Genomic DNA, 14618 nt, shown 5'->3' with positions numbered 1-14618 from the left:
GAGTGTCTCCCCTCAGCCCGCTGCCTGTTTCTGTCGCCAGGCTCCGTTTCTTCCGTTGCTTCGTTTGCCCTCGACGAGCCCGAAAAACTCGGCGCTCACGCTGTTTCTGCCGCAGATGTCTTCCCATCCCTTGATCAGGGACGGCGCGATCGAGACGCGGAACCCGGCTTTCGGCTGGATCGTGACGATGTCCTTTTCGGGCGTCGTCACTTTGAGCTTGAACGCGATAAGTCCGGGATTCGCGCGAAGCAGTTTCAACAGCCGTTCGTACGTCTCCTTCGTCGCCGCATGGGGCGGAATCGTGAACGTGAGCGAGGCGGCCCCGTCGCGGTTCAGATCGGCCAGCGTCAGGATCTGCTCGGCGTTCACCTTGATCTCGTCGTTCTTCAACTCGCTCCTGACGACCATGAACAGAGGTTCCTCGATGACGAGCAACTTCGACGTCTCGGTATACAGCTTCGGGAAGACGGTCACGTCGAGGGACGCATTTTCCGCTTCCATCGTCAGAAACGCCATGATATCGCCCTTCTGCGTGGTGATGCGCTTGACGTTCATCAACATCGCCGAGATGCGATGGACGGCCCCGTCGCCGGCCGTCTCAAACTGGTCGAGGCGCCTGTTGGCGAACAGTCTGCCGATCGGCGCGATCTCGGAGAACGGGTCCCCGCTCAGGTAAAACCCGAGCGCTTCCTTTTCGGCGGCCAGCCGCTCCCGCTCGCCCATTTCGGGTATGTCCGGCGGCGCCGGTTCGGCCTCGAGGACCTCGGCTGCATCGTTCCCGAGAAGATCGAAGAAGGTGGCCTGGCCGGCCGACTTGTCCTTCTGCACCTTCTGGCCGCTCTTGAGCGAGTCGCCGACCATCGCCAGCAACTGGCTCCGGTGCAGGCCGAACGTATCGAGCGCCCCGGCCTTCACGAGCGATTCGAGCACCCTGCTGTTCAGCAGCTTCGTGTCGACCCGGCGCGTGAGATCACTCAGGCTCTTGATTGGACCGTCGGCCCGGGCCGCGATGATCCCTTCGACGGCGGATGTCCCGACGCCCTTGATCGCCGCGAGACCGTATCTGATCCCTTCCGGTTCGACGCCGTACAGCACGGAACTCTTGTTGATGTCGGGCGGAAGAATGCCGATCTCCATCTCCTCGCACTCTTCAATATATTCCGCAATTTTATCGGTGTCGTTGATTTCCGAGGAGAGCACCGCCGCCATGAACTCTTTCGGGTAATGCGCCTTCAGATAGGCCGTGTTATACGTCACGACGGCGTAGGCAGCCGAGTGAGACTTGTTGAAGCCGTATTCGCCGAAGCTCGCCATCAGGTCGAACACGTGCTGCGCGAGCTTCTGATCGATCCCCTTCTTGATCGCCCCCTCCACGAACAGCTTGCCGAGCCGCTCCATCTCGCCGGCGATCTTCTTCGCCATGGCCTTCCGCAGCTGATCCGCCTGCCCCATGGTGAAACCGCCCATCACGTTCGCCGTCATCATGCATTGTTCCTGATATAAAAACACGCCGTAGGTGTCTTTCAGGATGGGCTCGAGGCTTGGGTGCGGATACTCGATTTTCTTCCGGCCGTGCTTGCATTCCACGAAATCGTCGACCATGCCCGACCCGAGCGGGCCCGGCCGGTACATCGCCAGGAGCGCGACGATGTCTTCGAACACGCTCGGCTTCAACCGCATGATGAGCGAGCGCATGCCGTCCGATTCGAGCTGGAACACGCCTTTCGTGAGACCCCGGCACAGCAGGTCGTAGGTCGGCTGGTCGTCGAACGTCCGCCTGTTCAGGTCGACATCGACCCCGTGGGTCTGCTTGATGAAACCGAGTGCGCGCTGGATGACCGACAGCGTCTTGAGGCCGAGGAAGTCCATCTTGAGAAGACCGATCTTCTCGATTGCGTTCTTCTCATACTGCGTCACGATTTCGTTCGATTTGTCGCGGAACATCGGAACGATGTCGTCGAGCGGGTCGCGCGAGATGACGACGCCCGCCGCATGGATGCCGGTGTGGCTCACAACGCCGTCGACGGTTTTCGCGATCTTCAGCAGCCGCTTCTGATCTTCGGTTCCGTTCTCGACGATCGCCTTCAGCTCGGGAACCTCGTCGAGCACCTTTTTCAGGTGCGTTCCCGGCTTTTCCGGGATCAGCTTCGCGATCTTGTCGACCTCGGGAAGCGGCATTTCGAATACCCTGCCGACGCCGCGTATCGCCTGCTTCGCGAGCATCTGGTTGAACGTGATGATTTGGGAAACCTTGTCCCGGCCGTATTTCTGGACGACGAAGTCGATGACGCTCTGGCGCCCTTCGTCCGAAAAGTCGATGTCGATATCGGGCATGCTGATGCGGTCGGGGTTCAGGAACCGCTCGAACAGGAGGGCATACTTGATCGGGTCGAGGTCCGTGATCCAGAGCAGATACGCGACGATCGACCCAGCCGCCGAACCGCGCCCCGGACCGACGGGAACGCCCATCTCCCGCGCTTGCTTGATGAAATCCCAGACGATGAGGAAGTAGTCGCAGAAACCCATCCGGCGGATGACGCTCAGCTCGAAATCGAGACGCTTGGTTGCCGTTTCCCTCTCCGATTCCGGGTAACGAACCGGAATGGCCGCGCGACACAGCTCTTCGAGATAACTCTCCGACGTCTTGCCGGCGGGAATCGGGAAGTTCGGAAGGATCGACTTTCCCAGAGTGAGTTGCACGTTGCACCGCTCGGCGACCCGGAGCGTATTGGTAATCGAGTCGGGGAACTCCTTGAACAGATCATTCATCATCTGGGAGGTCTTCAGATAGAACTCGCGGGTTCCGAACCGCATTCTCTTGGGATCAGACATCTGGGTCTGTGTCTGAAGGCAGAGAAGCACGTCGTGCGCTTCCCAGTCCTCGGCGCCGACGTAGTGACTGTCGTTCGTGGCAACAATCGGAACGTCGCAGGCACGAGCCATCGAAACGATTTTCGGAAGAACGTCAATCTGCTCGGCAAGACCGTGGTTCTGTATTTCGAGGTAAAAATTGTCGCGGCCGAAGACGTCCTGATATCGTCGGACGGCTTTCCTCGCCCCTTCCTCGTCGCCGTGATTCAGCTTCCAGGGAACCTCACCTTGAAGGCAGGCGCCGAGCGCAATGATCCCGTCGTGATACTTTTCGAGGAGTTCCCAATCGATGCGGGGCTTGTAATAGAACCCTTCGGTGTATCCCAGCGACGAGAGTTTCACCAGGTTTTTGTACCCCGCGTGGTTCTTTGCGAGAAGAACGAGGTGATGGAGGGGTTTCTCTTTCGACCGCTCCTTATCGAGCCTGCTGCCGCCGGTCAGATAGGCTTCGAACCCGAGAATCGGCTTCACGCCTTTTTTTATGGCGTTCTGATAAAAATCGATCGCACCGAACATGTTGCCGTGGTCGGTGATGGCAATGGCCGGCATGCGATTCCGCCGGGCTGTCTCGATGATCGATTTGATCGATGCAGCACCGTCCAGAATGCTGTAATGGCTGTGAACGTGAAGGTGTACGAAATTCGTATGATACATGGCTCGAGAACACATTATAACAAAGCCCCGAAACTTCTACTATAATTCTCAGGATGAGAGATTTTCACAAAACTCCCCCACCGGGTTTATCACGATTCTTCCTTCATCGCCTGTAGGGGGAGGTTTCAAACCCTGATTTTTCCCCACTGCGGGGTACTCTTGAATGGTACCTTCACCAAACACCACACCGGCTATTGATCGAAACAGTTTTTCGAAATTCGCAGAGTGACACTCTTGGAGCCGGCCGAACCGATCCGTAAGCGAATCCCATGGTTTGCCATGCGCCAGCCCCGAATACACCATCAGCCGGCCTTTTGGGCCGGCTGACGTGATATTCGTGGTGTCTGGCGATCAGAAATCGGCGATCTTGTCGACGAATTCCGGGTGATCGATGAAGGGGTTGCGATTGTGCTGGATTTCATCGACCTTGTTGTTTCGTTGAAGTTCGCGGGCATCGACCGGGTCGGCCTTGTGCCATTCTCTCAGCACTTTTTCGACTTCGTTCGGAATCTGCTTGTTGTAGCGAACGGAGAAGTAGAATTGCGCGCGGGCGATATTGCCGCAGAAGTTCGGCCGCACCTGGAACTTTTCGCCGTCGCACTTGCTGCCGCCTTCTTCCCAGTTCGGGTTGCTCACGATGCCGTATGGAAGGCTTCCGCGGGTGCTGTTCGCCTTGCTGTCGGCCGGGAACAGGTGATGAAGATCTGCTTTGGCGATGCCGGTGGCTCCCAGGCTTTGCGGCCAGCTGTGTTCGATGTTCATGTCCCGGTCGTTCGGCATCTGCGTCACGTGTTCGGAGCGGCCGGTGTAAACGCATTCCACGAATCCGTCCAGATTGTCGAGGGTCAGGAAGACGATCCGCCGGGAGGCTGAATACTCGAACGGGGTGTTCATTGAAATACGCTTGTTGAGCTCTTCCACGAGCGCTTCGTTCGAAAGCTGCCCGAGCCCGGCAAACGGATCCTCGCTCCGGCTATTGAATCGCTTTCTCTTCGAGGCCGTACGTTCCATCGCCTCCAGGGAGGGAACGAGCCCATCCTTCGGCGCAGATTCGCTTTGTGCTCGCTTATACAGGTAGTTGAGCCGCTCGCGAATCTTCACGATCTGCGGCGACGCATCGGGATGAACCGCCTCGACGGATTCGAGAAGTCTGCCGGTCTCCTTATGCACCCGTTCGCAGGGATCAATCGGCTGAGAGGCGTTCGGCTCGCCGGCGAAGCAGACGGAAGCGGTCAGGAATGTGGCGAATATGGCGGAGAGTCCCCATGAACGCTTATGCATGCTTATCTCCATAAATAGTGATTCGATGCTGTCAATTATACGGATAAAACAGGGCGTCGGGTAGGGTACGGGCCAATAATATCATTTTGTGTTACCATGACCCATACATTCCACCGGTGAGAGGAGATCCCCGGCATGATAGAGGAATTCGGTCGCGATCTGACCGTGCTCGCGGCGATGGGCGCGCTCGAGCCCCTGATCGGCAGAGCGGCGGAAATTCGGCGAATGGCCGATGCGCTGACGCTCGAGGGAAAAAGCAACCCCGTTCTGATCGGCCCTCCCGGGGTCGGCAAGACATGCATCGTCGAAGGCTTCGCACAGGAAATCACCGCGGGTCGCGTTCCCGAAAAACTCAAGGGAAAACGCATTTTCCAGATCGATTTTGCCGCAATCTCCAGCGGCACCATCTACCGGGGAATGCTCGAAGAGCGTGTCCAGAAACTTGTCGAGGAACTCCTCTCGTCGAAGAACACGATCCTGTTCATCGATGAACTTCACCTCTTGACCCGTACCCACTCCACCGGCGGATTCGATTTCGCAAACTACCTCAAGCCGTTCCTGGCACGCGGCGACATCCAGGTTATCGGCGCCACGACCGAACCCGAGTTCAAGCGCTGGATCGAAGAGGCGGACCCGGCCCTCGCCCGCAGGTTCATCCGCATCAACGTCGGCGAACCGCCCCGCGACGAGCTGAAACTTCTTCTCACGCGAATGAGCAAGCGCATCGGCTCCCGATACCGCATCGTCGTGCCCGACCATACGATCGATACCGTGATCTCGGTGGCGGATCAGTATATCCGCGACCGCTTCTTCCCTGACAAAGCCCTCGATCTGATGAAGGAAGCCATCGCCGAAAAGCGGTTCAGCGAAAGTCACGATCGGCTCCGCCGCGATCTCACCATCCTCGACGATGTGCTCGCTCGCGAAATCTCCTGCATCGAACGCGACGAGATCGACAGGCTCGATGAGACGCTCCGCCAGTGGGACGAAGAAAAAGCGACGTTTTTCGACACCGCCCTGACACCTGAAGATGTTTCGAACACCCTTGCCCGCCGCACCGGCGCCGTCATCGGCGATCGCCAACTCGACGAGGTGGCCCGCCGCATCGGACTGCTGAAGGCGGCGTTCGAAACGAAGATCATAGGCCAGGCCCGCACGAAGGAGGCGATCCTCTCCTCGTTCAAAATGCTGGGCGCCGGCATCAGAAAACCGAACAAGCCGATCGGAAGCTTCCTGTTTCTCGGCCCCTCTGGAACCGGCAAGACCGAAACGGCGAAGACGATCGCCTCGGAGTTTTTCGGCGATGAGCGCCGCCTGATCCGGTTCGACATGTCCGAGTTCTACGACGACCATACGATGGCCCGGCTCGTCGGCTCGCCGCCCGGCTACATAGGCAGCGACGAGGACGGCCTGCTGGTGAAGTTGATGAATAAAAACCCCTTCTCGGTCGTCCTGTTCGACGAGATCGAAAAGGCCGACCCGAAACTCTTCGACATCTTCCTGCAGATGCTCGATGAAGGGTACGTCAAGGACATGAAGGGCAACACCGCGAGCTTCCGGGACGCTCTGATCATCATCACCAGCAACGTCGGCACGCAATACTACGCCGGCCTCGAACAACATGATTTCGAGAAGAAGTTCGACACCATCCAGGCGAAAGTTCTCGAAGAGATGAAACGCCAGGTGCGGCCCGAGATCATCAACCGCATCGAGAGCATCATCCCCTTCACCCCCTTCACGAAGGAGGAGTTGCGGCTCATCTTCAGAAAACTCGCGGCTGAAAGCGCGGCGCGCATTCTCGAACAGAAGCAGATCGAATACACCGTCTCCGACTCCGCTGTGGCCCTCGCCGTCGACACCGGCTTCGACCCCCAGTTCGGCGCCCGCCCGATGCGGCGAATCGTCCAGAAATTGGAGGAACTGATCGCCGATGCGGTGCTCGAACGGACGCTCGCTGCGCACGACCGGGTCAAAGTGGAGGCTGAGGACAAACGCTACGTTCTCAGGAAAATCTATGAACGCCAGTAATCCCGCCGAACGATTTCAGAAGCTCCTTCCCCCGCTCAAACAACTCGCCGAGAAGATGCTGGTCGATATCGGCGATCATTGCCTCGTCCTCAACCGGATCGATGCGAGGCCTCACGTGCTGATCGTGGGCGAGTTCAACACCGGTAAATCATCGCTGGTCAACTCGATGCTCGGCGAAGACATCCTCCCGACAGGTGTCACCCCGACGACGAGCCTGGTGACGATCCTCGAATCCGGCCCGTTCAACGTGAACGTGAAACCGATCGGCACCAGGGACCCCATCAAGATCGAACCCGGTAAAGCCTCGACGCCCGGCTACGGCATTCCCGGCGGCGAATTCGACTGGAACGCCTTCGCGAAACTGCTGACCGCTCCCGAGAACATCGATCGTATCGAACTTGTGCGGGTCTCGCATCCGAAGGTCCCGCCCGCGCTCACCATCGTCGACACGCCCGGCATCAACGACATCGCGAAATCGCGCGCCGAAATCGTGTATGGCCTCATTCCGACGGCCGACATCGTCGTGTTCGTCATCTCGGCGCTCAAGCCGTTCTCCGAGTCCGAGCGCATCTTCCTCGAAGAGCGTCTCCTCGCCGACGACCTGAAGAAACTCCTGTTCGTCGTGAACCGCATCGACGAAATCGACGAGGACGAACGTCCGGCGCTGATCTCGGATATCAGACAGAGTCTTGTCAAGGCATTGAATACTTCATACGATAAAATAAATGCCCGCCTCGGCCAAACCTTGTTCCTTCCTGTGATGGACGTCGAGCTGTTCGCCGTCTGCGCGAAGGAGAAGGCGCCGCTCGACGGTTCGGGCACATCACACGGGATCGGCTTCGACGTCGGGAAAAGGCATGCCGGCACATTCTGCGAAGCGAACCGCGAACTCTGGAAACGCATCATCGAAGTTTCCGGCAGGAAACGCGACGTCGAGATCGAAGCGACGCTGCACCATTTTCTCCGGCGCGGCGTTCTTCGGATCGAACACGCCCTCGACGAGTGCGTCGAGGCCGAAACCGTCGGAAAGGCCGCCGTGACGGGCCGCCTGAAGGAAAGCGCGTTCCGGCTCGGGAAACTCCGCGCCACCCTCAAGACCGCCGAGACGAAAATCGCCGCCGCCGAGGCGGACCTGAAACAGACGTTCAGAGAGCAGATCGACAAGACCATCGGCGAACTCGTCTCGGTCAATCGCCTCCAGCGCGACCCCGCGATCGTGAACACGCGGCTGAAGGAATTGTACGAGTATATAACGACAAGAATGAAATGCACCCTCGACCAGCTGTATGGCGAGCTGGGTCGCTCGTTCGATGCGGTCCTCGACGACAAGCGGTTCGTCGAACAGCGCAGTCTCAGCATCCAGTATGATCTGAGCGACGTGCCGGGCAAGATCGTCTCGTCGCTGAGTTTCGCCTATCTCGCCGCGATCTTCTTCGGCGTCTCGGTCGGCATGTTCGCCGGTGCCGCCTACTTCGCCTCCCAGGTGATCGCGAACAAGCGGTCGGTGAAGGAATTCTTCATGAACGCCACCGTCAGCGAAGAGACGCTGCTCGATGTGAAAGCCGACCTTTCCGAAAAAGTCTGCCTCGAGGTCGAATACGCCGTCGATTTCATCCGCCAGTCGCTCGTCCAGCGCATCGACATGGTCCAGGTCGAGATTCGCTCCCAGGTCCGAAACCTGACCTCCGGCCGCAAGCTCGACCACGCGCAGATCAGATCCGAACTCGACGACCTCCGGACGAACATCAACGCGTTCATGGCAAAGCCCGAATGAAATGTCCGAAATGCGGCCAGTCGGTCCCTGAGATCGCGACCAGGTGTCCGAACTGCCAGGCTTCGACCGACGCAGGCTTCGGCGGCGTCATGCCGCCGCGCGCCTCTCAGCGCGATGTTTCGACGAGCCTGTCGCTCCGCCTCTCTCAATTCGTCCGGGCCGTCGGCCGTCTCTTCAGTGCCGGCCCGGCAGCCGACATGTCCCTCGCGAACAGACTCGAGCGACTGTTCGCATCGCCGGAACTCTGGCTGTCGCTTGCCGTTCCGGGCGCCGGCCAGTATTACCTCGGCCGGGTCCTCGTCGGCGTCGCTCTTTTCGCCGTGACGGCCGCGCTCCTTGCCGGCCTGCTCATCCTGGCCCTTGACGAATACTCCGACATCACCATTCCTCTGGCCTGTGTCGGAATCTTTCTCGGCATCGTCCACATGCACGCCTGGTCGACCGGAGCCCGTCTGAGGAACTGGGCTGGACGATGCATGCCGCAATCGACGGCGGTTCTCGTCATTATGATCGGCCTCGGCCTCCAGTTTTCCCTTCTTGGATGGCTCCTCTACGGCCCGATCGGCCACCTGGGAAATCACGTCTACCTGCATGGAAACAATCTGTGGGGCCCCGTTCTGATCCCAGGCGACCGTCTCGTCGTTCATCCTGTTTCCTCCTCCGGCATCCGGCCCGGCGATCTCGTGATGATCAGCAATACCCTCTGCGAGCGGGTTCTCGGTATTGCGAGCGACACCGTTGCCATCGAGGGAAACGGAATAATCCGCAACGGAACGCCCGTTATCGGTACATACAGCATGCCGCTTTCCCCCGTCGGCTCCCATTACATGCCTGACTGGGCCTGGCGATCACCGCCTGAGGTGACGACGTCCGTCGTCGTTCCCGCGAACAATATCGCCTACCTTTGGTGGGGACGCACGCTGAAAACCGTTCCCGTAGCGGATATTCGCGGTCGAATCGACGGCATCGCGGCTCCGGCGCACCGGAGATGCCGGTTTGAAAACGGGAAACCCGTTCCCCTGCCCCGGCGCTCCTTTCTTTCCCTCTTCACCGGTTATTGAAACGCAACAGGCCTCTCGAGCCGCCAGCGTTCCCCGTTCGTGCTGGTTCAGTCGAAATACCAATACTCCCGCCCTTTGAACGGCTCGGGACCCAACGCCATGGATATTTTACAGGAGAAGTCGCCGCGGAGTATCATTCAAGGAGGTTTTTCATCCGAATTTATACATGAGAGGGAGACGTTTATGAGAACGATTCTGGCGTTGGTACTGGCGGGCGGACTTGTCCTGAGCGGACCTGCGGTTTTCGCAAAGGGCGGAAAGAGCGGCGGCGGGAAGGGTTCCGGGAACGCCGAGCAGCGGAAGGAACGCAAAGAAGAAAGAAAGGCCTTCAAGGAAAAGCAGAAGACCGAACGAAAAGAATTCAAAGCCTCTTTGAAAGAGAAAACGCCCGAAGAGCGCAAAACGGCAATGCAGCAGTTCAACCAGCAGCAACTGGCCGAGAAGAAGGCCTTCTACGCCGAGCGCCGCGCCAAAAATTTGACCATGCTCAAAGAGCGACTCGCACAGAACCCGAAGCTGACGGACGAGCAGAGGAATGAGATCGTCTCGCATTTCCAGGCCCAGCAGGACGAGACCGTCGCCTACAACGATGCGAATCAGAAGAAGATCGCGGAGTTCATGGGCAGGATCGGTTCAGACCAGACCATGACGCCCGAACAACGCAAAACGGCCATCCAGGAATTTTTCTCAGGCCTGAAAAAAGAGCGCCAGGCGTTCCAGCAACAACAGAAACAGGAAAACCAGACGATCAGGGAAACCGTGAAACCCACGACCGATACCGCCACGACCGGTACATCCGCCGAAGGGCAGACACAACCCCTGACTCCTTCCGAGTCCGGCATCCCCGGGACGACGACGCCCTGACGAACGAACAGACCTTCCCATCATCGTGCGGGCGTGGGCGTCAGTTCTTTTCCCGCGCCCGTTTTTGTCCGCGCTGCAGTCATTGTCGCTCGAGATGCTCCGCCTCCATTGCTTTTTATACAATGAAAGATATATATCGACTAGTGGACATGTGAGCCGTTGGCCTTTCTTGTGACGCTTGCGACATGCGGCCGCCGATTCTTCTGGTATACTGATATATCGAATCCTGCAGAATGAAAGCCCCCCGTTCGCCCCGAGCCTGTCGAAGGGCGAAATGAGGAATCATCTGCAACTGGCTGTTCGTGCTTCGACAAGCTCAGCACGAACGGAGACACGAAACTGGTATTTGATATGCAGGACTCAATAAGAACCATCGAAGGGAAATGACATGAAAAACGAGACGCTGTTCCGGTCTGTTCTTGGGTGTGCGATCGCCCTGATGTTCCTGCTCTGCAGCCCGGCATTCTCACAGTCTCTCGAAGACATCATCCAGAACCGGCCGGCTGACGAACCGCCCGCCGTTCAGCAGTCGGGTTCTCAGGAGGCGCCGGTCGCCCCGGCCGCGACGGTGACGAACGAGCCGGCAACCGACGTCGAGTCGTATCGCCGAAAAATCATCGAGATTGCCGAAACCATGCTTGGCAAGGTCCGCGTCAACGATGCCGGTGAAGACGGGAACAAGGTCGGCTGGCAGCATCTCAAGAAGTTCTACGAAGTCGCCTACCGATACGACGACCTCGAAAAAGCCCAGCCCCAGTGGATGCCCCTGATCAAGGGCGTCGGCAAGAAGGTGAACGAGTGGTGCGGTATTTTCGGCACCTGGGCCTGGCGCAGCGCCGGAATCCCTGTCTACTGGAACACCAAGATCATGGGCTGCAAATACCATGGCAAAAAGGACCGGCTCGCTCCCGGCGACATCGTTGTCATGACCGACAAGCCCGCGCCCCCGCCGAAACCCGGCGAAAAGCCCAAGCAACCCCTCTACCATCATTGTATCGTCAAGTCCATCAACGGCAACACCATGATGACCATCAACGGCAACGCTGGGATGGATTCCGTCAAGCTCGCAGAGAGAAAAGTCAGCGATATCAGCATCATCTACTCCGTGGAAGACGCCCTTGGTGTGAAGCCTTCAACGCCCGCTGCCACGCAGGGCCAGGGGCAGACGACCAAGCCGACGCCCTCCGCCGGCCAGGGAACAGGCTCAGCGACGAAGCCCCCCGCCTCGACGAAACCCTCCGGTGCTCCGTCTGCCGGGAAACCCGCCCCGACGTCTGCTCCGGCACAGAAACAGGAACCGCTTTCCCAGAAAGAACTGGATGACCTCATCGGAAAAGTCATGATGCTCATCAAGATCACACTGGGCCAGTTCTTCTGATCCTTCCGACCGGGAATCCCTCGATTGGCATCGCTCGAGTCACTCATCAGTGATCTTTCCGCAGAAGATCTGTCGATCAGGCTTTATGCGATCCTGACGCTGCACGACAAACGGGATGAACCCGGCCTGACCGCACGGCTCAAAGCCGCATCCGAAAAAGAAACCGACCCGTCTCTCAAGCTGTATCTAACCTGGCTGGCTGACTCGGGGGCCTCGGTCCCTGACGACGCCAGCCGGTCGTGCATTTCCCTGCTCGAACAGCCGGAGCCGGACTGGGTGTCCGTATTCTACCGTCTGCATCGGGCAGACAGGAAATCGGCGGCGGAGATTCTTCCGCATATCCGCAGGCTCGATCCGACCAGGCTCCCCGCGGATCTGCTGCCTCTCCTGGTGCGATTTTACCAGCGACATGGCACGAAGGAAGACACGCCACGGCTGATCGCATGGTGTTCCGACGGGAACCCCATCGTCATGTCCCTCGCGATCGAGGCGCTGAGCCGCATCCAGCCCGACTGTCTCAAGGGGCTCCTCCTGCCGCTCCTGGCGAACCCATCCCCAGGAATCCGCTCGCGGGCGATCCGCCTCCTGTATCGATGGTATCCCGACGAGGCCCCCCACCATCTCGCGGAAATGCTCGATTCGGAGCTCGTTGACGACCGGCGTGCCGCTCTTGCCAACGCGTTCTTCCTGCCGTTCGACTCGATCAAGCTCGAAATCCTGCGGTTCATTATCCGCGAAGAGTCGCCTCTCCTCCTGCTTCAGGCCGGAAACCTCCTGATCATCAACCCCGATCCCGAAGTCGCACGCGTGACCGCTTCCATCGCGATCAACGCCACGCCAGAAAAAGCACCCGTTCTTCGGCAGATTCTCGAACAGCAGGTCGAATTTCTCGTCAAAGCCGGCATTGTCAAATCATCTCCGGCGGAAGAACTCGAGCGCCTCCTCGGCGAAGCTGTCCGACGCCGCCAGAGCAGGCACGAACAGGTCGAAGACCCCGATCGGCAGGCCGCAGATCTCAGAAAACTGGTCGCTGAAAACCCCGACGGGGCCGTCCAGCACCTGAAACGGACATTCCGGCCGGACCTCCCGGCTTCCCTGCTTGCGGCAACGACGGAGCATCTTGCGATTCTCGAACCCGAATTCCTGAGACCGCATCTCCCGGAACTCCTCCGTTCTCCGCACCTCGCCGTCCAGGTCGCCGGCCTGACGGCCCTGACGCGCCTATCCCCCGTCCAGGCGGAAAAACTTCTCGAGCAGTATCTGTTTTCCGCCGTTTCACAGAGACGGAAAACGGGGTTCCACGTTCTTTCCCTTCTCGAGCGCGCCTTCGCTTTCCCGCTGATGGTCCGGTCCTTCGCCCGAGAGCAGGAACCGGACCTGCTGTCCTGGTTTGCCGAGCGCCTGCCCCGCCCCCTGGGGGAGGCCGGCCTGGTCGCCCTCGTGAAGGAATCCCTGCTGTTCCCGGAAAGCCACCAGGCGCGCCTGCCCTTCCTCGAAAGCCTCTGCGTTCGCGAGCGGGTGAGCATCTCGGAGCTGATCGCCAGATCCAGCCGGAATGCCGATTTCACGCTCGAAAACGTCATGGTGAACAGGGCCGAAATCGTCGCCAGGGTCCCCGCGCCCGCCGCCCGGCCGGCCCCCGAAACGGCGGCGCCGAAAAAACCGGATCGCGCAACCGATGTCTGCGTTTCATCCTTCCGCTCCTGTTCCGCCCTCGAAAAGATCGCCCTCCTGCTGAACGTACCCACGGGGGGAAACCCTTTGGAAGAACACCTCGATGAACTCCAGACGTCGGAAAAAAACGAATTCGTCAGGTTCCTGATCGAAGCGCTCGCCCTGCGACGCGCCCTTTCAGGCCAGGCGGGCTTCTCCCCCGTCGATCTGCTTCGGAAAAACCTTGCAAAGCTGCATCCCAACTGGATCGAAGTGGCTGCCGGACTTTCTTCCTTGCACGACCGGGCGGCACGCCTCGCCGCGCCTCTCATCCAGGGCCGGAAATGGTCGTCGTGGCGTTCCGAGCTCCTGCCAGTCGTTCTCGACTTCGCCGGCCGCTCCGGCCTCGCCCACTTCTCCGCACCAGCGGCAGGCCTTCTCAAACACCCGCAGGCGGAGGTCAGATACTGCGCCATCCGCTGTCTCGAGCGCATCAACCCGGAGGAACTCGGAGCCGCCATTCCCGAGCTGATGAACGACAGATCGGCCGAGATCGTCGCCCTGCTCACCTCGGTGAAAGTCTGCATCAATGCGAAGCTTGCCGGGGTGATCTCACGGCCGGCCCCCACGGCCGGACACGGCCTTCAAATGAGACTCTCCGCAGTCCCCTGGGTTCCATACGCCGTTGTGGCCTGCATCTGCATCGTGGCGATGTTCGCCCTCCTGCCGTCCGGTGATGAATCCGGGCAACCGGTTCTCTCGCTTTCGGTTGAAACGGCGGCGCCGAAGGAAATCGCCAGGTTCGCCGCCGTTCGGAAGCCCCCCCGAACTGGCGAGGAACGCGTCGTTTTCGGAAGAGTCGAGAAGGTGTTCGAGAACGGTATCGTCATTCACAGCCCGGCGTTTCAGAAAAAGGTGCTCATCAGGTGTGGAAAGCGACCCCTGAAGCTGGTAAACGATCATTACAACGCCCGCGTCAGAATCACGAAAACATCGAACGGTCTCGTTGAAAGCGATCTGATAGACTCAAACCGAAAGTGAGTCCGACGGAGGA

The 14618-nt window shown here is 59.2% G+C and carries 8 protein-coding genes; 6 read left to right on the top strand and 2 right to left on the bottom strand.

Annotated features, from left to right (window positions below):
* Positions 1-12: 12 nt before the first annotated feature.
* Together dnaE and PLU72_13050 are read right to left on the bottom strand one after the other, a co-directional pair.
* The gene (gene dnaE, locus PLU72_13055) at positions 13-3525 is read right to left on the bottom strand and encodes a DNA polymerase III subunit alpha (protein HOT29106.1); all 3513 of its coding nucleotides are present in this window, start codon (positions 3523-3525) and stop codon (positions 13-15) included.
* Between the two features lie 351 nt (positions 3526-3876).
* Complete coding sequence (locus PLU72_13050) at positions 3877-4806, bottom strand: endonuclease (protein ID HOT29105.1); 930 nt, start codon at positions 4804-4806, stop codon at positions 3877-3879.
* A 135-nt stretch (positions 4807-4941) separates the two neighbouring features.
* Between PLU72_13050 and PLU72_13045 the strand changes: the two genes are divergently transcribed.
* The 6 genes from PLU72_13045 to PLU72_13020 all read left to right on the top strand — a co-directional run bounded on the left by PLU72_13045 (position 4942) and on the right by PLU72_13020 (position 14605).
* A complete protein-coding gene (locus PLU72_13045) occupies positions 4942-6834 on the top strand; it encodes an ATP-dependent Clp protease ATP-binding subunit (GenBank protein HOT29104.1) in 1893 nt (630 codons plus the stop codon).
* The gene (locus tag PLU72_13040) at positions 6821-8608 is read left to right on the top strand and encodes a dynamin family protein (protein ID HOT29103.1); all 1788 of its coding nucleotides are present in this window, start codon (positions 6821-6823) and stop codon (positions 8606-8608) included. The genes PLU72_13045 and PLU72_13040 overlap by 14 nt, the downstream gene beginning before the upstream one ends.
* Positions 8605-9669, top strand: coding sequence for a hypothetical protein (locus PLU72_13035; protein ID HOT29102.1), 1065 nt, complete (start codon positions 8605-8607; stop codon positions 9667-9669). The genes PLU72_13040 and PLU72_13035 overlap by 4 nt, the downstream gene beginning before the upstream one ends.
* 183 nt (positions 9670-9852) lie before the next feature.
* Complete coding sequence (locus PLU72_13030) at positions 9853-10533, top strand: hypothetical protein (GenBank protein HOT29101.1); 681 nt, start codon at positions 9853-9855, stop codon at positions 10531-10533.
* A gap of 388 nt (positions 10534-10921) precedes the next feature.
* Complete coding sequence (locus PLU72_13025; protein HOT29100.1) at positions 10922-11911, top strand: hypothetical protein; 990 nt, start codon at positions 10922-10924, stop codon at positions 11909-11911.
* A gap of 24 nt (positions 11912-11935) precedes the next feature.
* Entirely contained in the window at positions 11936-14605 is a 2670-nt protein-coding gene (locus PLU72_13020; GenBank protein ID HOT29099.1) for a HEAT repeat domain-containing protein, read from the top strand.
* The last annotated feature ends 13 nt before the right edge of the window (positions 14606-14618 follow it).

The organism is Candidatus Ozemobacteraceae bacterium, from assembly GCA_035373905.1.
In the GTDB taxonomy this organism is placed as follows: domain Bacteria; phylum Muiribacteriota; class Ozemobacteria; order Ozemobacterales; family Ozemobacteraceae; genus MWAR01.
The sequence above is the reverse complement of the archived record's forward strand: the minus strand, read 5'-3'. Positions and strand labels throughout refer to the sequence as shown.

Excerpts from the sequence above, each read along its gene's own strand:
- PLU72_13030 (HOT29101.1), top strand. The coding sequence starts at position 9,853 with ATGAGAACGATTCTGGCGTTGGTACTGGCGGGCGGACTTGTCCTGAGC.
- dnaE (HOT29106.1), bottom strand. The coding sequence starts at position 3,525 with ATGTATCATACGAATTTCGTACACCTTCACGTTCACAGCCATTACAGC.
- PLU72_13035 (HOT29102.1), top strand. The coding sequence starts at position 8,605 with ATGAAATGTCCGAAATGCGGCCAGTCGGTCCCTGAGATCGCGACCAGG.
- PLU72_13045 (HOT29104.1), top strand. The coding sequence starts at position 4,942 with ATGATAGAGGAATTCGGTCGCGATCTGACCGTGCTCGCGGCGATGGGC.
- PLU72_13050 (HOT29105.1), bottom strand. The coding sequence starts at position 4,806 with ATGCATAAGCGTTCATGGGGACTCTCCGCCATATTCGCCACATTCCTG.
- PLU72_13025 (HOT29100.1), top strand. The coding sequence starts at position 10,922 with ATGAAAAACGAGACGCTGTTCCGGTCTGTTCTTGGGTGTGCGATCGCC.
- PLU72_13040 (HOT29103.1), top strand. The coding sequence starts at position 6,821 with ATGAACGCCAGTAATCCCGCCGAACGATTTCAGAAGCTCCTTCCCCCG.